This is a genomic window from Pseudoalteromonas sp. c7(2019), assembly GCF_011378625.1.
Taxonomy (GTDB): Bacteria; Pseudomonadota; Gammaproteobacteria; order Enterobacterales; family Alteromonadaceae; genus Pseudoalteromonas; species Pseudoalteromonas arctica.
Map to the genome: position 1 here is coordinate 62,920 of NZ_WTKS01000001.1, position 20,266 is coordinate 83,185.

The 20,266-nt window shown below is 38.6% G+C and carries 15 protein-coding genes and 8 tRNA genes; 21 read left to right on the forward strand and 2 right to left on the reverse strand.

Annotation, left to right across the window (positions count from 1 at the left end; all coding sequences use genetic code 11):
* Window positions 1–449: 449 nt before the first annotated feature.
* The 15 genes from tolQ to GQR38_RS00360 all read left to right on the forward strand — a co-directional run bounded on the left by tolQ (window position 450) and on the right by GQR38_RS00360 (window position 7,883).
* Complete coding sequence (gene tolQ / locus GQR38_RS00290) at window positions 450–1,154, forward strand: protein TolQ (RefSeq protein ID WP_007580384.1); 705 nt, start codon at window positions 450–452, stop codon at window positions 1,152–1,154.
* Window positions 1,141–1,569, forward strand: coding sequence for a protein TolR (gene tolR, locus GQR38_RS00295; RefSeq protein ID WP_007580386.1), 429 nt, complete (start codon window positions 1,141–1,143; stop codon window positions 1,567–1,569). Before tolQ ends, tolR begins: the two co-directional genes overlap by 14 nt.
* A 4-nt stretch (window positions 1,570–1,573) precedes the next feature.
* Complete coding sequence (gene tolA, locus GQR38_RS00300; protein ID WP_165722297.1) at window positions 1,574–2,500, forward strand: cell envelope integrity protein TolA; 927 nt, start codon at window positions 1,574–1,576, stop codon at window positions 2,498–2,500.
* Window positions 2,501–2,509: 9 nt separating this feature from the next.
* Entirely contained in the window at window positions 2,510–3,868 is a 1,359-nt protein-coding gene (gene tolB, locus GQR38_RS00305; protein WP_007580390.1) for a Tol-Pal system beta propeller repeat protein TolB, read from the forward strand.
* A 34-nt stretch (window positions 3,869–3,902) separates the two neighbouring features.
* Window positions 3,903–4,445 carry a peptidoglycan-associated lipoprotein Pal gene (gene pal, locus GQR38_RS00310; protein WP_007580392.1) on the forward strand — a complete coding sequence of 181 codons (543 nt, stop codon included), beginning with the start codon at window positions 3,903–3,905 and terminating at the stop codon, window positions 4,443–4,445.
* Window positions 4,446–4,458: 13 nt separating this feature from the next.
* Window positions 4,459–5,208, forward strand: a complete 750-nt coding sequence (gene ybgF, locus GQR38_RS00315) for a tol-pal system protein YbgF (protein WP_024590479.1) — start codon at window positions 4,459–4,461, stop codon at window positions 5,206–5,208.
* A gap of 226 nt (window positions 5,209–5,434) precedes the next feature.
* Window positions 5,435–5,510 (forward strand) — tRNA-Lys (locus GQR38_RS00320).
* Between the two features lie 70 nt (window positions 5,511–5,580).
* Window positions 5,581–5,656: transfer RNA gene (locus GQR38_RS00325), tRNA-Lys, on the forward strand.
* Between the two features lie 84 nt (window positions 5,657–5,740).
* Window positions 5,741–5,816, forward strand: a tRNA-Lys gene (locus GQR38_RS00330).
* 85 nt (window positions 5,817–5,901) lie between these two features.
* Window positions 5,902–5,977: transfer RNA gene (locus GQR38_RS00335), tRNA-Lys, on the forward strand.
* Window positions 5,978–6,061: 84 nt separating this feature from the next.
* Window positions 6,062–6,137 (forward strand) — tRNA-Lys (locus GQR38_RS00340).
* Between the two features lie 83 nt (window positions 6,138–6,220).
* A tRNA-Lys gene (locus GQR38_RS00345) sits at window positions 6,221–6,296 on the forward strand.
* A 64-nt stretch (window positions 6,297–6,360) separates the two neighbouring features.
* A tRNA-Lys gene (locus GQR38_RS00350) sits at window positions 6,361–6,436 on the forward strand.
* Window positions 6,437–6,577: 141 nt separating this feature from the next.
* Entirely contained in the window at window positions 6,578–7,618 is a 1,041-nt protein-coding gene (nadA, locus tag GQR38_RS00355) for a quinolinate synthase NadA (RefSeq protein WP_010554042.1), read from the forward strand.
* A gap of 175 nt (window positions 7,619–7,793) precedes the next feature.
* Window positions 7,794–7,883 (forward strand) — tRNA-Ser (locus GQR38_RS00360).
* Window positions 7,884–7,953: 70 nt separating this feature from the next.
* On the opposite strand, the gene GQR38_RS00365 is transcribed toward GQR38_RS00360, so the two are convergent.
* A complete protein-coding gene (locus GQR38_RS00365) occupies window positions 7,954–10,632 on the reverse strand; it encodes a CHASE domain-containing protein (protein WP_165722295.1) in 2,679 nt (892 codons plus the stop codon).
* Window positions 10,633–11,288: 656 nt separating this feature from the next.
* Here GQR38_RS00365 and GQR38_RS00370 point away from each other — a divergent pair.
* Complete coding sequence (locus GQR38_RS00370) at window positions 11,289–12,614, forward strand: OprD family outer membrane porin (RefSeq protein WP_165722293.1); 1,326 nt, start codon at window positions 11,289–11,291, stop codon at window positions 12,612–12,614.
* Window positions 12,615–12,719: 105 nt separating this feature from the next.
* Entirely contained in the window at window positions 12,720–13,589 is an 870-nt protein-coding gene (locus tag GQR38_RS00375) for an alpha/beta hydrolase (RefSeq protein ID WP_024590476.1), read from the forward strand.
* A 68-nt stretch (window positions 13,590–13,657) separates the two neighbouring features.
* Here GQR38_RS00375 and GQR38_RS00380 read toward each other — a convergent pair whose 3' ends face one another.
* Window positions 13,658–14,047, reverse strand: coding sequence for a DUF2750 domain-containing protein (locus GQR38_RS00380; RefSeq protein ID WP_007585609.1), 390 nt, complete (start codon window positions 14,045–14,047; stop codon window positions 13,658–13,660).
* A 237-nt stretch (window positions 14,048–14,284) separates the two neighbouring features.
* Here GQR38_RS00380 and GQR38_RS00385 point away from each other — a divergent pair, with 237 nt between their 5' ends.
* The 4 genes from GQR38_RS00385 (at window position 14,285) to GQR38_RS00400 (ending at window position 20,161) form a co-directional block, all read left to right on the forward strand.
* Complete coding sequence (locus GQR38_RS00385; protein WP_101216168.1) at window positions 14,285–15,328, forward strand: alkene reductase; 1,044 nt, start codon at window positions 14,285–14,287, stop codon at window positions 15,326–15,328.
* Between the two features lie 202 nt (window positions 15,329–15,530).
* The gene (locus tag GQR38_RS00390; protein ID WP_165722291.1) at window positions 15,531–17,900 is read left to right on the forward strand and encodes a TonB-dependent receptor; all 2,370 of its coding nucleotides are present in this window, start codon (window positions 15,531–15,533) and stop codon (window positions 17,898–17,900) included.
* A 75-nt stretch (window positions 17,901–17,975) separates the two neighbouring features.
* Window positions 17,976–19,103: an alkaline phosphatase family protein gene (locus GQR38_RS00395; protein ID WP_165722289.1), complete on the forward strand. Its 1,128-nt coding sequence runs from the start codon at window positions 17,976–17,978 to the stop codon at window positions 19,101–19,103.
* Window positions 19,100–20,161 carry an alkaline phosphatase D family protein gene (locus tag GQR38_RS00400; RefSeq protein ID WP_101163326.1) on the forward strand — a complete coding sequence of 354 codons (1,062 nt, stop codon included), beginning with the start codon at window positions 19,100–19,102 and terminating at the stop codon, window positions 20,159–20,161. Before GQR38_RS00395 ends, GQR38_RS00400 begins: the two co-directional genes overlap by 4 nt.
* Window positions 20,162–20,266: the final 105 nt, after the last annotated feature.

A 20,266-nucleotide genomic window follows, 5' to 3' on the forward strand; every position in this document is an offset into this window, starting at 1 on the left:
TAGAAAAACTAATTCGGTGAATTTTATTGTTGTTTGAATCTTGCGCGTTAATTAATCGTTAAATTTATAAGTTAATGAAATTTCTAGCTTAAGTAATTTCTTTTGATGTGGCTCGGTATTAGTTTTACTGTTACGTGAAGGTAAGGCTTATAGGTTTTGAGTGTTTATGCTCTTATTTTGAATAAACGGCGCATTTTATGACGTTTTACTTATATATTTACGCATATTTATAATTAGCGAGTTTATTTAAAAGATTAAATAAAATACTGAGGCAAAGGGAAATGCCAACTAAAGCTGTTTTTTAACGTTTTTTGTTGCCTATTCATAGCAATACCGTTGTCAGCTTGAAATGGACTAGATACACTAGATGCAACTTTTGACCGTATAAACGGTCATATTTACACAAATTAACCAATTTGCCGTATTTTGAAATTACTTAGGAGTTTAACGTGGGATCAGGGCTTAATTTTTTAGACCTAATTTTAGAAGCAAGCTTGCTTGTTCAGTTAGTGATGTTAGGGCTAGTTGCCATGTCTGTAATGTCGTGGACAATTATATTTCAGCGTAAAAAAGCAATATCAGATGCACTATCAAATGCTAAGAAATTTGAGCAAAAGTTTTGGTCTGGTATTGATCTAAGTAAATTGTATAACGAAATATCGTCACGCAGCGGTCAGTCTCAAGGTATTGAAGCCTTATTTACTTCAGGCTTTAAAGAGTTTGCTCGTCATAAAAAGAATACATTTCAAAGTGCGAGTATTGTTATGGAAGGGACGCATCGTTCTATGCGTGTTGCGCTTTCTCGTGAAATTGAAAAAATTGAATCTAGCTTATCGTTTTTAGCAACGGTAGGTTCTATTAGTCCGTACATCGGTTTGTTTGGTACAGTGTGGGGTATTATGAATGCCTTTATTGCACTAGGTGAAGTTAAGCAAGCTACATTACAAATGGTAGCACCCGGTATAGCAGAGGCACTTATTGCGACTGCTATGGGTTTATTCGCGGCAATTCCGGCCGTTATTGCTTATAACCGCTTTTCAAACAGTGTTGAAAAGCTTGAGTCTCACTATATTAACTTTATGGAAGAGTTTGCTAATATTTTACACCGTCAAGCAGCTACACAAATAGAGGCACAAGCGAATGTATCAGCGTAAAAAGCGCCGTCCGGTCGCAGAAATTAATGTAGTACCTTACATTGATGTAATGTTGGTATTACTTATTATATTTATGGCAACAGCACCGCTTATTACACACGGTGTAAAAGTTGATTTACCTAAAATGGAAGAGTCTGATTTAGTTGATACTAAAGATACTCCGCCCATTATTGCTTCAATTGATGCAGAGGGTAAATATTATGTAAGCGTAGGTACTGATCCTGAAGAGCCTATGGAAGCACTTGATGTTGCTGCGGTTATAAAATTACAGCTAATGAAAAACCCTGACGTGCCAGTTATGATTAAAGGCTCGGGTAAGGTGTCGTATCAAGAAGTATTATTACTAATGGATTTTTTGAAAAATGCAGGCGTACCATCAGTAGGATTAATGACTGAATCCTTTGAGGGGAAGTAGCTGTATGAATAGTTCAGTAGTAAAATCGATAGTACTTCATTTAGGAATTGGTGGTTTTTTGTATGCGTCTGCAAACATTCATCCGCCAGCACCTAAAGTAATGGAAGTAACGCTTAATTCTGCTATACCTACGCCAGATAAAGCAGTATCAGCCGTTACAGTTGATCAAAAACAAGTTGAGCAAAAAATTGCTGAACTTCAAAAGAAAGAAAAAGATAAAAAAAGTGCTGAAGACAAACGTATCCGCGATTTAGAACGCAGAGCGGTCAATGCACGTAAGCAACGCGAATCTGAATCTAGGCATATTAAAAAGCTAGAGCAAGAACGTAAAGCTAAAGAAAAAGAAACAGCCGAGGCGCAAGCACAAGCTAAAAAAGCACGTGCTATTGAGCAAAAAGAGCGCGCTAAAGCTAAACAAGCTGAAAAGCAAAAGCAAGAAGCTGAGAGTGCAGCAAAAGCTGCTGCTGATAAGCGTAAAACCGAAGAAGACGCACTTAAAAAAGCAGAAGCTGAACGTAAAAAACGTGAAGAAGAAGCAAAAGAGCGTGCAGCCGAGGCAGAACGTAAACGCCAGCAAGCAATGCAAGAGCAAATGTTACAAGAGCAACTTGCCAAAGAGCAGGCTGCCCGTAGTAAAATACGTCAACAACAAGTGGTAAGCGAAGTTGATAAGTACCGTGCATTAATTATGGCGCGTATTCAGCAAAACTTATTGATTGATGAAAAAATGAAAAACCAACAGTGCCGAGTAAATATTCGTTTAGGTTTTAATGGTTTAGTAACGCAAGTTAAATCATTAGGTGGCGATAAGTTGGTATGTGAAGCTGCATTAAGAGCAGTGCGCATGGCCGACACATTACCGGTATCTAAAGATAAAGACGTATTCGAACAACTTAAGAATATTAATTTAACAATCAAGCCAGAATTTTAAAGGAATGATATGTTCAACAAAATAAAAATAGCCTGTTTAGTTTTACTGTTTGGGTTTGTGGGTGTTGCTAATGCAGCACTTGAAATTGTAATAACTGAGGGTGTAGACGGTGCAAGGCCCATTGCTATAGTACCTTTTAAGTACCAAGGTGTTGGCCCAATCCCTGAAAAATTAAGCAGTGTTATTGCTGCCGATTTAATGCGCAGTGGTAAATTTAAACCTGTAGATGTAGCGCAGATGCCACAACAGCCAACCAAAGATAGCGAAATTGATTACGCATCTTGGGTTAATAAAGGTGTGGAAGCGATATTAGTGGGCGAAGTTGAGCAGCAAACTGATGGGCGTTACTTAGTGCGTTATGAGTTAGTTGACGTGATCCGCGGCCAAATTACCGGTGGCAATACACAAATGATGAGTAATGGTAAGCTAGTTAAAAGCCAAGATCATATTTTGGAAGCGCGTGAAAGTGTTATTGGTGAAAGTGGTTTTCGCCGTTACTCTCATCGAATCAGTGACGTTATTTATGAAAGATTGACTGGTGAAAAAGGCGCATTTTTAACTAAAATTGCCTATGTAATAGTACGTGATAATGACCCTAAGCCTTATCAACTCGTTGTTGCAGACTATGATGGATTTAATGAGCAAGTATTACTTCGCTCAAAAGAGCCTTTAATGTCGCCAGCGTGGTCACCAGATGGTACTAAATTAGCGTATGTAACGTTTGAAAACCGTCAAAGCCAAATTTACATTCAAGATATATACACAGGTAAGCGCGAAATAATAGCAAGCTACCGTGGTATTAACGGTGCACCGCAGTTTTCGCCAGATGGTAAAAAGCTATTATTAGTGCTTTCTAAGGACAAGACGGGTGCAACAGAAATTTACTTGCTTGACCTAGCTACACGTAAAGAAACACGCTTAACAAATCACCGTAGCATAGATACTGAGCCATCTTGGCACCCTAATGGTCAAGATATTGTGTTTACATCTGAAAGGGGTGGTAATGCTCAGATTTATAAGTTAAATTTAAAAACTGGTAGGTCACAGCGACTCACCTTTGATGGTGATATGAATCTTGCTGGTTCAATAACACCAGATGGAAAAGAATTAGTGATGGTTAACCGTACCAACGGGCAGTACCATCTTGCTAAGAAAGAGCTGGCTACAGGCGCGTTCCAAGTATTAACGAGAACACGCCTAGATGAATCACCGAGCATAGCGCCAAATGGTTCGATGATTATATATAGCACGCTTCATAATAATAAACAGGTACTTGCGCTAGTATCGATGGACGGCCGCTTTAAGGCACGGTTACCTGTGCTAGACGGACAAGTAAAGGCACCAGCTTGGTCGCCATACTTACAGTAATATTACTGGTTTACTCAAAATAGGAATCTACTCAATGAAACTTAACAAAATACTTAAAGGCCTGCTAATTGCTGTGCCAGTAATGACATTAGCAGCTTGTAGCTCATCTTCAGATATTGATGAAGGTGCTGCAAACCAATCAAATCAAGGCGTTGTTGAGCAATCAACTAACACTGATACGGTTGAAGTTGCTACAATTTCTCCTGAGCAACAAGCAGAAGAGCAACTTCGTCAAAAGTACGAAGCACTTCGTCAAGAGCAAGTAATCTACTTTGATTTTGATACTGCGACAGTTGAAAGCAAGTACGCAGACTTACTTCGTGCACATGCTGAGTTTTTAGTTCAAAACTCATCAGTTAAAGTACTAATTGAAGGCCATGCAGATGAGCGCGGTACTCCAGAGTACAATATTGCACTAGGTGAGCACCGTGGCCAAGCAGTTGAAAAATACTTATTAAGCTTAGGTGTTTCAGCTAGCCAAATGTCAGTGGTAAGCTACGGTGAAGAGAAGCCAATGGTTAAGTCTCGCACTGAATCAGCTTTCGCTAAAAACCGCCGTGCGGTACTAGTTTACTAAGATAAGAGATATTATGAAGCCGAAAATTATTTTGGCAGCCATGATATTGAGCGGGAGCACCCAGTTAATGGCTGCTCCCGCTCCTGTTTCAGAAGCTGCGAGTTCACAATCAAGTATTGAAAAGCGATTAGCGTCGCTTGAGAATATGATGCAACAGCGTAACTTTTTGCAAGTAGAGTTACAGCAACAGCTTAACTTGTTACAAGACGAAGTAAGCCAAATTCGAGGTGTAACCGAAGAGCAAAGCTACAAGCTTGAAAAAGTACTGCAGCGTCAGCGTGAGTTGTATCAAGAAATTGAAAACCGCGTGAGCCAGGCTTATACACAGCCAGCAGCAGCTCCCGCAACTGATTACACGCAACAAAGCAATGCACAGACCTATAGCAGTGACTTATCTGAAAATGAAGCCTATGAGCGCGCTGTCGCGTTAATAATGAAAGATAAACGCTATGACCAAGCGATTCCTGAATTTCAAACGTTTTTAACTACCTACCCAAACTCTGTCTATGCGTCTAATGCGCATTATTGGTTAGGGCAGTTGCTTACTATTAAAAATGATGGTGTAAAAGCAGTAGAGCACTTTAAAGTCGTTGTGAACGAATTTCCAAATTCTAATAAACGCCCAGATGCGATGCTAAAGTTAGGCACACTTTTACAAGATCAAGGTTCAGCGGCGCAAGCGCAAAAAATATTGAGCGATCTTATCAATCAATACCCAAGTACAACCGCTGCAAAACTAGCAACTGATCGTTTAGGAAACTAAAGTTCACTAGCGATTAAATTTCTAGTTAGGGCGAGCAAACTACATGGAAACTCTCGAAGAATCTTGGATTTGCATGTAGTTTGAGCACAAACGGTTTAATTTTGTGCATCTAGACATAAAAACTTAAAAAAAGAGACAATTTCGGTTGCACTCATTTTATAAATAAGTATTATAAGCGCCCGCAGCAAACGAATGGTTACCCCACTCGAAATGCGACAAAAAGAGCGGGTTATTAGCTCAGTTGGTAGAGCAGTTGACTTTTAATCAATTGGTCGATGGTTCAAATCCATCATAACCCACCATTCTTTGAATGGTCTTTTATCGGCGGATTTACGTAGAATACTAAGTTGTTATAAAACGCAACGTCAGAGCGGGTCATTAGCTCAGTTGGTAGAGCAGTTGACTTTTAATCAATTGGTCGATGGTTCAAATCCATCATGACCCACCATTCTTTATTCCTTGTGAATAGTGTGTGGCATCAATCGGCGGATTTACGCAGGCTTTAACTTAGAAATAAGTTAGCAACTGGAACGGGTTATTAGCTCAGTTGGTAGAGCAGTTGACTTTTAATCAATTGGTCGATGGTTCAAATCCATCATAACCCACCATTCTTTATTCCTTTGAATAGTGATTGGTTCCAATCGACGGATTTACGTAAAGTAGTAAGTTGCATTTAAAACGCAACAATAGAGCGGGTTATTAGCTCAGTTGGTAGAGCAGTTGACTTTTAATCAATTGGTCGATGGTTCAAATCCATCATAACCCACCATTCTTTATTCCTTGTGAATAGTGTGTGGCATCAATCGGCGGATTTACGCAGGCTTTAACTTAGAAATAAGTTAGCAACTGGAACGGGTTATTAGCTCAGTTGGTAGAGCAGTTGACTTTTAATCAATTGGTCGATGGTTCAAATCCATCATAACCCACCATTCTTTATTCCTTGTGAATAGTGTTTGGCATCAATCGGCGGATTTACGTAAGCTTCATTCATAATTGAATAAGTGCATAGAGCGGGTTATTAGCTCAGTTGGTAGAGCAGTTGACTTTTAATCAATTGGTCGATGGTTCAAATCCATCATAACCCACCATTCTATGAGTAGTTTTAATCGGCGGATTTACGTAAGTTTATTCAAAATGAATAAGCGCATGAGCGGGTCATTAGCTCAGTTGGTAGAGCAGTTGACTTTTAATCAATTGGTCGATGGTTCAAATCCATCATGACCCACCATTCTCTAATACTTTCCTTTATATTCTTTTTTAAATTCCCATTCTATTTTTTATAAACAGCTTAACTAGTTTGCTGTTATTTATGTTTATATTCTCGTATAATTCGCCCTAATTAATGCACTGTAGATAAGTGGTCGAGAACATGAGTCTAGCTCAAACTATTATGCCTGAAGGTTATATTTTCCCCCCTAAGCCAGCACCGTTAACAAATGACGAGCAAGGCGAATATAAAGCGCGTATAAAACAATTACTAAAAGATAAAAATGCAGTACTTGTTGCACATTATTATACCGATCCTGAAATTCAAGCACTTGCAGAAGAAACCGGCGGCTGCGTTGCCGATTCGCTAGAAATGGCACGTTTTGGTGCACGTCACGATGCAGATATGATCATCGTCGCGGGCGTGAAATTTATGGGCGAAACAGCCAAAATTTTAACGCCAAATAAAACGGTTGTAATGCCAACGCTTGAAGCGACGTGTTCGCTAGATATTGGTTGCCCGATAGACGAGTTCTCAGCGTTTTGTGATGAGCACCCTGACCGTAAAGTGGTTGTGTATGCAAACACCTCTACGGCTGTTAAAGCACGTGCAGATTGGATTGTAACCTCATCATGTGCACTTGAAATAGTAGAGCACCTTGATGAGCAAGGCGAAAAAATCATTTGGGGCCCAGATAAGCACCTTGGTAGTTATATTCAAAAAAATACCGGTGCTGATATGCTTATGTGGAATGGTGCATGTATCGTACATGACGAATTTAAAACTAAAGCCTTAAAAGATATGAAGGCGCTACACCCAGATGCAGGCGTATTAGTTCATCCTGAGTCACCAGCAGAAATTGTTGCACTTGCCGATTCGGTTGGATCTACGAGCCAATTAATTAAAGCAGCGCAAACAATGGACAATAAAAAGTTTATTGTAGCAACCGATCGCGGCATCTTTTATAAAATGCAGCAACTATGTCCAGATAAAGAGTTTTTTGCGGCTCCAACGGCAGGTGAGGGCGCTTCATGTAAAAGTTGCGCACATTGCCCTTGGATGGCAATGAATGGCTTAAAAGCGATTGAGGAAGCCCTCATAAGCCCTAAAGGTAAAGAAGTATTCGTTGATATGGGTTTACGCGAAGGCGCACTTAAGTCGCTTAATCGCATGCTTGAATTTACTGCGAGCATGGCTAAGTAATTTTAAAAGTATAAATTAAAACGGTTAGGTCTTAGATTTAGCCGTTTTTTGTGCCTATAGATAAGCTATTGCTTGATAAGTAAGCATTTAAAGGCTCATATTTAAAAATGCCTTGCACCTTAAGGGTCTATTTCATACTATAGCGCGCTGTTGCATTACACAATTGCAGCACTGTGGAGGGATGGCTGAGTGGCTGAAGGCGCACGCCTGGAAAGTGTGTTTAGGTTTATCCCTAACGAGGGTTCGAATCCCTCTCCCTCCACCATCATTCTTAGAACCCAGTTACTAATATCGAAAGGTATTAGTAACTGGGTTTTTTAATGCCTTCGCAATGACTAACTATTAACTAAATAGAGTGTTGATAACATGCCGACAAGCTCATGTTTTTCAATTGGCTTAGAAACGTAACCATCAAATAACTGCCTGTATATTTCTTTTTGCTCTGTAAAAACATTAGCGGTTAATGCGATAACAATTTGTTCGCTATTAAGCGCCTTAATTTTTTTACATGCCTGAAGACCATCCATTTTAGGCATTTGAATGTCCATAAAAATAATGTCTGGCTTGTGTGACTCGTATAATGAGATTGCTTCTAAACCATTGTTGGCAATAATAATGGTGGCTTTTGTAGGCTCAAGCATCGCAGAGGCAACAAGCTGATTTATTTTATTATCTTCAGCTAATAAAATAGTTTTTCCAGATAGGTCAGGAAGCTCAACATTTTTTGTTATTAATGTGCTTTCATCAATCTGTGCTTGTTTTAATGGTAAGTACACATAAAACTGACTACCTGAATCTAATTGGCTTGTTACTTTAATTTCGCCATTCATTAAACCTATTAATGATTTAGTAATAGGTAAGCCAAGACCTGTACCGCCATATTCACGCGTAGTTGATTGCTCTGCTTGTTCAAAGCGCTCAAACAATCGCTCTATAGCCTGCTCAGAAATTCCAATTCCGGTGTCTGATATACAACAACATATTTTGTTTTCGTCGGTTAGCCTAAACGTTACTGTAACGCCACCCTGCGACGTAAACTTAATCGCATTAGATATTAGGTTTAAAAATATCTGTCTGAGTCTAACGGGGTCGCCCACCCAGTACTTATGCTCAATATTAATTATAAATTTAAGGTATATATTTTTATCACTGGCTTGCAGGCCAAGATCAGACTCTAAGTGGTGAATAAGTTCAAAAAGGTCGAATGATTTATATTCTAATGAAAGCTTCCCAGCTTCAATTTTAGAAAAGTCGAGGATATCATTAATAATAGTGGTGAGTGAGCGGGTCGAATAAAGTGATTTTTTTAAATACTCTTTTGATTTTTCATTCAATGGCTGCTCTTGCAGTAACTGTAATGTACCTAGTATGCCGTTCATAGGTGTGCGTATTTCGTGACTCATATTTGCTAAAAATTCAGATTTAGCTTGTGATGCTTGTTCAGCTAATTCTTTAGCATGTCCGAGAGCTTGTTCGTGATTAATTTGTTCGGTCAAATCGTATGCTACACCCAAATAGCCAACAATTTCATTTTCGTTATTTAATAAAGAGGTAACACTTATATTAACTTGTATGTGCTCGCCTGTAGAAGAAATGTATGTCCACTGATTGATATCAGGCTCTGTAGCAGTTGCTTTTAAGATAAACACTTCAAAACCAGGGAAAACAGGTTCATTTAACTCTGCACTAAGCTGTTTGGCTTTTTTTATAATTTCTTCTTTTAAATGAAAAATACCCGGATTTTCAATTCCAATAACGTCTTGCGCTTTATAGCCTAATAACTTTTCAGAGGCGGGATTAAACAAAGTAATTAAGCCATTTATGTCGGTCGCAATAATAGAGTAACTGGCACTGTTTAAAATACTTTGTTGAAGCATACTTATATCGGCAATTTCTTTAGTACGTAATTTTACTTCTTTTTCTAATTTTAAATTTGTTTGCTGCAGCATATGCTTATTTTGTTTAGCTTTGATAATTCTTCGCTGTGTTCTTTGTGCTCTACGGTAAAAAAACAGCTGAATTATTAAAGTTATAAACATACAAATAAGGGTATAAAAAACACCATTGACAATAGCTTGATATTTACTCGGTAAGTGTAGTGATTCAATAAATGTGTCTGAAGCACTAAGTGTGATTTCCCATGTTCTTCCCATCACTTTAATTACTTTATTTAACTGATAATCAGCCGAGTTGCTTTTAATGCCGTAGCTAAAAAAGTCAGTTTTAACGTTGTTACCTATGTCGCTAATGACTAGCTTATTTTCATCAGCTTGGGAAAGAGAGTCTAAAATATTGTCTATTAATAAAGGGGAGTAAGTCCATCCAATTAATTGCTCTAAACGCTGGATTTTATCAGTTGGAATAATAATATTTTTATAAACTGGTAGTAAAATTAAAAAGCCTTGTTTCGATTTGTTATCCGCTTGGATTAACGTAATAGGCGCCGATAATTGAACTTGGTTATTAATTGCAGAATTTAATGCTGCTTTTTTACGTGTACTTTCCGATGCAATATCGAGTCCTAGAGCCCGTGAATTACTTTGCTCAGGAAATATATACTGAATAATAAAGTGCTCATCACTTTCGTTAGCTAGTTTATTTAGTTTGAATATTTGGTTAGGTCGATCGGATTTTGCAGTTTTTAAGAATTGAGCTAAGTTTTCGGCATTCACTTTTCTTATAAAACCGATACCATTTGCTCCAGGGAATTCTTGGGCGTAGTTGCGACTGTTAGAGTAATTAGAAATTGTTTGGTAGCTTAAATTATTAACGCCAATGCCGTGTATAAATCCTTTTAAACCGTATAGCCCATATTTATATAAGGCGAATCTGCTAGTAACGCCTGTTGAGAGTGAAGAAAGGCGGTTGTTGAGGGCTTCATTTATTTTGTTATTAACAGCATCTTGATGTGCAGCGTGGGCAAAGTAAGTTAATACAATACCACTGATGAAAAAAATAGCATGAGTAAGCACCGAGATTAATAACCTTTTACTAACCGGTCGTCCTGAAAACATTAACTCATCCTTTATTATTAATATACTGACAGTATATCTGTTTTATCATCGAAATAAATATAGCACTTATTATTCAGGATACAACTTTGTTATTAATTAGAATATATATATTTTATAAAGGTTTAGAGTGGATGTAATATAAAAAGTTGATTTTACTCACCAAGATAAGACGAACATGTATATAAATATAATAATTTTTATGTTTTTTGCTACTTTATAGCGAACAACAAAAGTATTAGCTAAAGGTGCTGATTTTTATATTTATCGATTTTTTAGTGAATATTAGGTGCTCAAAAAACAACGGATAGCTTTTAGTTTTTGCTTATAACTTTACTTTGGTAAGTTTAAATAAAGTAAAATTTAACCAATATTATGACGCTTTTAAAGGGAACTACCGCTATAGGTACGAGCGAGCAAGAGACGATGCTCACCTTACTTTTATAATTCATCCGAAACAAAACAAACACTTAATATTTTATAATATAGAAATTAAAACATTATAAATTTATATTGTTCTATATTTACTAGCATGAAAGAAAACGTGATTACTTAAAATGTAATTACCTTATGACATGTTTGCCGTGTAGGTCGAAAAAATACACGCTGCTATGCACTGCACAGTGAAAACTTAAAAAAACAAGGTAACGGAGATAACTATGGCTCACCGAGTATCTAAATTACTTGCGGCAACAGGCGCAGTATTAACATGTATTTCTATTCCTTCGTATGCCGCTCTTAATGGGCTGACAGAACAAGATGAATTTAATATAAAACTTAGATCAATTTATTTTGACCGTGACTACGATAACGACGCAAGTGACGATTCAACTTTTGCTCAAGGTATAGAGCTCAATTACACATCGGGTTATATAAACGATTTAGTGAGTGTGGGTGTATCGACTTACACCGTGATGGATATTAATTCTACGGGTTCAGCCGCAGGTAATATTTTACCAGCGGGTAATGAGAGCGGTGGAGTTGACGATAGCTTTTCTAAATTTGGTCAATATTTTTTAGATTTTAAATTGGGCAACAACGGTCACGTTAAAGTGGGCGGGCAAAAAACCAAAAGTATGTTGCTTAAAAGCTCTGGGAGCCGGGCTATTCCTAATACTTTTAGAGGTGTTTTTGGTGATTACAAAATTGGCAACACTAAATTATACGGTTACGTTTACGACAAATGGAGCCGTCGACACGATGATAGATGGGAAGACTTTTCTACCGATCAATCGGCAACAGGCGCCATTAACGTAATTTGGGGCGTAGGTGCTACGCATAAAAAAGACAATCTAATATTAGAGGCTGAATATTTAAATTCTCACAATTATCTAAGTAAAATGGGATTAAAAATCAGTTACGACATTAAACTTGAGCAAAGTAAGTTAACCCTTTCAACTGGCATATTTACCTCACAAGATGATGGTGATTTATTTGTAACAGGCGCAGAGGGCGGCGATTTAGATGATGAAGATGCAACTGGCGCTTTAACAGGTTTAACTAAAAGTGAAAACGATGGATTTGCCTATTACTTAGATGCTGATTGGAAAAAAGATATTTGGAGTGTAGGTGCGGTATTTACTAAAGTAAGTGATGCTTGGATTGAAGATAATTTCAGTGGCGACCATGGTACAAACCCATTTCCAACTCGCTCATTGATTGGTGCCGATTTAACAAATCAAAACGAGGTAACGTGGCAGGCACGTTTTGGTATTGATTTAAAAGCAGTATCGCCAGGTTTAACAACAAAGTTTTACTACACAAGCGGTAGCGATGCTGAAAACTCTGCGCTGGGTAAGTTAGCTGGCACAGCTGACGAAAAATATTGGGCTGTAGATACGCGCTATAAAGTTGAGAAAATAAAAGGCTTAAGTTTGCGCTGGTTATTTGTAGATTATACAACCGAAAAGTTAGGCAGTGTTGATGGTGTTAAAGGCGACAGAGCCGACCACCGAGTTTATGTAGATTACACTATTAAATTTTAAAATGACGTTTAATAATCCAATGCAAATTATACATTGGTTTTATTTCCTTTTTTAATTACCTTTATGATAAAACTAACAAATAAATAATAAAAATAAAGCTAATATATGTTTTCTCTTCAACAGTGGCAATCACAGGGTCAATTTACTCAAATTAGTGGCCATCAAATTTTTACTAAAACAGCTGGCGATATAAGTAAGCCTGCGCTGCTTTTGATACATGGCTTTCCAAGTGCTAGCTGGGATTGGGAAGGTATGTGGCAAACGCTTAGTGAACATTATTTTGTAATTACGCTCGATATGCTAGGTTTTGGTTTGTCAGATAAACCAATAAACGCTACTTATAAAATTACCGAACAAGCCGACTTATATACTCAATTTTTAAAAACGTTAAATATTAATGACGTACATATTTTAGCTCATGACTATGGCGATACAGTGGCTCAAGAGTTATTAGCAAGGCAAGTACATAATCAAAGTGCCATAACGATCAATAGTGTTTGCTTTTTAAATGGTGGACTGTTTCCAGAAGTGCACAAACCATTATTTATACAAAAGCTTTTACTTTCAAAGCTAGGTTGGATAGTGCCAAAATTAATGAATAAACAAAAATTTGGCAATAATCTACTTACTATTTTTGGTAAGAGTACACCGCCTTCAAAACAAGTGGTAGACACACTTTGGGAGCTGCTAATTTATAAAGATGGCTTAGCCGTAATGCCCAAACTCATTAGTTATATAAAGCAGAGGCAGCAAAACCGAGAACGCTGGGTTGGTGCCATCATAAATAGCAATATACCACTTACGTTTATAGCAGGCGCAGAAGACCCCATCTCTGGTAAGTACATGATTGAGCATTATAAAAAGCTTATTCCCAATGCGCGCGTACAAGAGTTTGTAGAGCTTGGGCATTATCCGCAAGTAGAAAATCCAGATGCAATTACGCAGGCTTATTTGAATTTTAGATATTGCAAATGAAAACGCGGCTACTAAATTAAGTGCCGCGTTTATAAATTTTAGAACTCTGAGTATTTGGTCTCTGAGCCTTAATATTTTTGCTTTGGCGCTTTTAATTGTTTTTCAAACTCATCTGAAAACAATATCGTGCCATCATCTTCCTCTGTAGGGAAGGCAGCAATAAGTAAGTCATCTTCCTCAAGACCCGGTGTCCAGCGACTAAACCAGTCAGCAAGTGGGATTGCTTTAGCGCTGCAGCCAGCCCATTCGCCAGTTGCCCATGCTTCTGCAAATTCACGAGTTGGCCAAACTGGCACACAGTCGTCATCTTCGTTGGCAAGCATAACGCAGCCATCATCATCGTTTAAAATCCATACTTGCTTGAACTGTTGTACGGTTTCGAACATATAGGCTAGGCGTTTTTTTGCTCCAAGTCCTAAAATTACTGCGTGTTCTTCGCTTAAATTTGGCGTTGTCATAATTAGCTCACTCTTAATTACTATTGATATTAATATATCTAAATTATATGCACACAAGTATATCGAGTTATATGACAGAGTGTTGAAAAGTTGCTATTTAATTTCAGCAATGCAGATCTAATTTGTAGATTGATCAGTATAATTTCTCACTAATTTGAGCGATCATTCAAAAATAAACTTGAATGTTTGCAAAAAGGCCACATTGTAGTAAGCATATACTTAATGAAGGATTGAAAAATGACAACTGATCTACTTGCTCCGTTTAAATTAAATAACACGATTGAGCTTAAAAACCGCGTACTTATGGCGCCACTAACACGATGCATGGCTGATGATAACTTAGTGCCAACACAAGATATGGTTGAATATTATGCTCGCCGTGCCGAAACCGGTTTAATTATTAGCGAAGCAACTATTATTCGTCCAGACGGACAAGGTTACCCAAATACTCCGGGTTTATTTACCAGCGAGCAAATTCAAGGTTGGAAAAAAGTAACTGACGCTGTGCACGCTAATGGCGGCAAAATGTTTGCACAACTTTGGCATGTTGGCCGTGTTGCACACCCTCACTTTTTTGATGGCGATGTACTTGCTCCATCGGCAATTGGCGTTGAAGGTTCTGTTCCTCGTATGCGTGAGCTTACATACATAACACCAAAAGCAGCCACTACTGATGATATTAAAAGTCTAGTTGCTGATTTCGCAAAAGCTGCTGAAAACGCAATTGAAGCGGGTTTTGATGGGGTAGAGATTCACGGTGCTAACGGTTATTTAGTTGACCAATTTTTACATTACGCTGCAAATACACGCAGCGACGAGTACGGGCAAACGCCTGAAAATATGTCGCGTTTTGCACTAGAAGTAACCGATGCGGTTATTGCAGCTGTAGGCAGTGATCGTACTGCACTTAGATTAACACCGGGTGCTTACTTTAATATGAGCGAAGATAGCCGCGATAAAGCGGTATTTGATTACTTATTAACAGAACTTGAAAGCAGAGAATTAGCGTACTTACACGGCGGTATTTTTGACGACAGCATGCGCTTTGACTCGCTTGAAGGCAAAAGCATCTCTGAATTTTTACGTGCAGGCTACAAAGGTACATTAGTAGGCGTAGGTAGTTATAGTTTTGAGTCAGCAAAAGAGGCTATTAACGATGCTAAGTTTGACTTAATCGCTATTGGTCGCCCACTTATTGCAAACCCAGATTACATTAGCAAAATTGCAAACGGTGAAGAGTTAGTACCATACAGCGATGAAATGCTAGCTGAATTGAAATAAATTACTATTTGTAATAAGTTCTAGAAAATAATTAAGACACCCAAAGTTAAACCTTTGGGTGTCTTTTTTTGTACATATTCCCGCCATAAATCTTCCATATTTGTTTAATTTTTATGTAAATAAAGTTCATCCTCGTTGTCATATTTAAAATTCATACTGTCCGCGTTTTCATATTTCATAATTAAAATCAAACGGGACAACAATGTACGCTTTAAAAAACAAATCGCTTTTGAGCATGGCAATTGCCATGGCGGTATCAACATCTACTTATGCTAACGACAACACCATAGAAGAAGTAACCGTGGTTGCTAAACCAACCAGCTACGCTAACAATGTTATTGAGCCTGCAATGCTTGAGCAACAAAGTTCGGTATCGAGCATATTATCGGTTATTGATAACTTACCAGGTATTAGCATAAATGAAGGTGATGCATTTGGTGGCGACGATTGGTCTACTACAATCACCATGCGTGGTTTTAGTATTGATGGGAACCAACAACAATTAGGTATGACCGTTGATGGCATTCCCAATGGTGGCTCTAATTATGGCGGTGGTGCTAAAGCTAACCGTTACCTAGATAGCGAAAACCTGGCAACGGTTGAAGTTGGTCAAGGTACGTCTGATATTAAGTCGGCTTCACTTGAAGCACTAGGCGGGACATTTAACTTTGTAAGTAAAGACCCAAGCCTTGAAAAAGGCACTACCTTTGCTTATACCTCAGGCAGCCACGATGCCACGCGTTATTACTTTAGACACGAAACAGGCACTGTTTTTGATAACACACAAGCGTACGTAAGTTACTCGCAAACAGATACAAGCCGCTGGATTGGTTCTGGCAGTAATGGGGGTAAAGACAACCAACACGCTGAGCTTAAGTTTGTATCTAATTTTAACGACTTAACACTTACTGGTCGTTTATCTTACGATGATGTAAGCGAGACAAACTATAACAGCGTAAGCCTTGAGCAGTTTGAACAAACACCCGATTGGGATCAGCTAACATGGAATTGGACGGGAGTTCCGCACTTTGACCAAATGTTTGCAGAAGGTTGGGGGACGCTCCGTGAAAATACCTTAGGCTATTTAAAATTTGAATATGCGATTTCGCCAACTTCATTATTAACCGTCAGCCCTTATTACCATAAAAATTCAGGTCGTGGCGATTGGATCCCACCTTACTTAACAACGCCCGTTGATGAAAATGGCGACCCAACAACCGAGGGCGGTACTAATGCAGGCTCTTATGGTTTTGCTGATAGTGAAGGCAATCCGCTTGCACCAAATGCCGATTGTACGCAAAGTTTGAGCTGGCCATGGGAGTCGGGTCCTGGTTTAAATCCTGCGTGTTACGATGCAACAGCAACGCCGGTTATGTCTTACCGCCATACGCATTACAACAAAGATCGCTTAGGTGTAACGGCAAATTACCAAGCTACATTTGGTGATCACGATATAGAAGCGGGCTTTTGGTATGAGCAAAGCGAGCGTGACGAGTCGCGTGATTGGCACAAAGTAATTGATGCGCGTATTTATCATCACTTTGATAGCACGCCTTACTGGACACAATACAAAAACACTTTTGATACCGATACATTCAAATGGTACCTACAAGACTCGATTAATTTTGGTGACTTAACATTAAATATTGGTGCAAAACAGTATTTAGTTGAATTACAAAAGTACGACCACTTTGCTAACGAAAAATCAGATAAAGTAGATAGCGACTCAGACGTGTTATTTAGCGGGGGTGTATTGTATCAGCTAAATAACAGCACAGAATTATTTGCCAGTTACAGCGAGAATTTTTCCGCAATAAAAGACGGTGTACTTGAGCGAGATAGCTCAACACTTACAAACATAGAGCCAGAAACTGCCGACAATATCGACTTTGGTGTACGTTACCAAGCCGACAGATTAACCCTTACAGCAACGGCTTACAGTGTTAAGTTTGATAACCGCATTACCTTTATTGCGCCTGGTAGTGGCACAGACGGCATTGATTATACGATTGGTACAAATGGCTCGTACGTAAATGTAGGAGGTATTGACTCAAGTGGGCTTGAGCTTGCAGCAAGCTATATGTTAACACCAAGCTGGAGCGTCTACTCGTCGTATACTAATAGCAGTTCTGAGTATTCATCCGATGATCCAAATGCATACGATTCACAAGGCGTAATATTAAAAGATGAAAGTGGTAATGAGGTAGTACCAAGCTTTAGAAAAGGCGACAGCATAATAGATTCATCAGAGGATTTATTTGTGGTATCTACCGATTACTTTAGCGATGGCTTTCGTGTTGGTTTATCGGCTAAATACACCGGCGAGCGTTTAGGTGCATGGCAAGACGAAGACACGCGCGCCCGCAATAAAGTAGACGGCTACACCGTACTTGATTTTAATGCAGGTTATTCAACTGACGTAGATGCCGGCCCGTTTAAAGCCATTGACGTATCGTTTGTTGTTTATAACGTTACCGACAAAAGCTACTTAGCAGGTGGTACTGGTAACGGCGCTACTTATTACATTGGTGCGCCTCGCACCGCAGCAGTGACATTTACCGCTGACTTTTAATTAGGTTTTAGTAATTGAATTAAAATATAGCCCATCATTGATGGGCTTTATTATATGAAAGGGCGCAAAAACGCGATGAAAACAATTATAAAAGTAACACTATTTAGCTTAAGTGTATTAGCGAGTAACTTTGCAACAGCAGCGCAAAATGTAGTGCTGGTAACGCTTGATGGAGTACGCTGGCAAGAAGTATTTAACGGGGCTGATAATAGCTTAATTAATAATACTGATTTTGTTGAAAAGCCTGAGCATTTAAAGAGACAATTTTGGGCAAAAACAGCAAATGAGCGCCAGCAATTACTAATGCCTTTTTTAACGCAAGTAGTGGCTAAAAAAGGGATTATAATTGGCGATAGGACTAACGGCTCTACTATGTCGGTAAGTAACCCGTGGTATTTTTCATACCCTGGTTATAACGAAATACTCACCGGTGAAGTTGACGAAAATATAAATAGTAACAACAAAGTGCTCAACCCAAATAAAACTATTTTAGAGCGTTTAGATAAGTTACCTGAGTTTAAAGATAGCACTGCCTTATTTGGCAGTTGGGATGTATTCCCATACATTGTAAATACTAAGCGCAGTAACGTGTATGTAAATGCAGGCTTTATGTCAATTGAAGAGAATTTATTCACTGATGCGCCACTCTTAAATGCGCTACAAAATGAAATTCCCAGTCCTTGGTATAACGTACGACTAGACAGTTTTACATATCGCTTTGCTAAAGCGTATATGTTGGCTAAAAAGCCTAAGTTGTTAGTAATAAGTTTAGGCGAAACCGATGACTTTGCGCATGATGGACATTACGATCAATACCTTAAATCGGCAAGGCAAAGTGACGCCTTTATAAAAGACTTATGGGCAACCATTCAAACTACAGCGGGTTATAAAAATAACACCACACTAATTATTACTACTGATCACGGCCGTGGCAATAATGCCAATGATTGGCAACATCACAGCTCTAAACGTGCACTTGCTGAACTAGAGTTAGGTGAAAATACCTACCCAGAAGGAATTGTCGGCTCTGAACATATTTGGCTTGCAGCCATTGGCCCCGCAATAAAAGGACGTGGCTTAATTAAAACTGAAAATGAGCTTAAACAAGTGCAAATAGCGGCTACCGTTTTAAAGGCTCTTGGGCAGAACCCAAATGAAATAAATTCAAATATGGCGCCTGCTATTAGCGAAATTTTAAAATGAAGAACCTATTTAAACCATTGACCCTATCTGCCTTGGCGCTGAGTTTGGTTATTAGCGCAAGTGTTACTGCCGCGCCATCTAAAATCCTATTTGGTTCGTGTGGGCATCAAGATAAAAACATACCTATATTTAATGCAATTAACAAAGAGCAGGGGGATTTGTTTATATTTTTGGGTGACAATATTTATGGCGATACCAACGATATGGATGTACTTGCCGAAAAATACCAACGTTTAGGGGCAAAGGCTGGTTTTAAAACGTTAAAAGCGCAAACGCCTATCATTGCTATGTGGGATGACCACGATTATGGCCAAAACGATGCTGGTAAAGAGTATCCGCATAAAGAGCAATCACGCCAAATTATGCTTAATTTTTGGGATGAACCTGTAAACTCAGCGCGTCGCACTCGTCCTGATGGAATTTATACCTCGTACATGTATGGTGAAAATGAGCAAACCATACAAGTAATAATGCCTGATTTACGTTGGAACCGTGATGCGCTAAACCATGTAGGTGAGCTTGAATACTACACTAAGCGTAAGTTAAATAACCAAGGCCCGTATAGTCCAAGTCATGTTAAAGGCGCATCAATGCTAGGTGAAGCCCAGTGGCAATGGCTTGAACAAGAGCTTAAAAAGCCTGCTGCAATAAAATTGATTGCCTCAAGCTTACAGCTTTTACCCGATTTTACAGGTTGGGAGTCATGGGCAAACTTTCCTGAAGATAGAAACCGTTTATTTACATTGATTAAAAAGCATAAAGTAAATGGGGTAGTGATCATCAGCGGCGATACGCACTGGGGTGAAATATCAAAGTATCAGCAAAACCTTGATTACCCATTAATTGAGATGACCAGCTCTGGCTTAACTGAAAAATGGAAAGACGTGAGTCCTAACAAACACCGAGTAGGGGATTTTACTCATAACGTAAATTATGGTGATTTAAGCATAGACTGGCAGCAAATTGATCCCACTATTTCACTTAAATTAAAAGGCATTGATGGCGAAGTAATAATGCAAAGTGACTTTAGTTTATCAAGTATTAGCCCTTATAAATAAACTCACTACTACGCACAGTATATAAAATAGATGCTGTGCGTATAAAATCTGTAAGTTAGTTCTTAACTCTCTGATTTATTAGAGCCAATTACCCGTTTGCGCTAC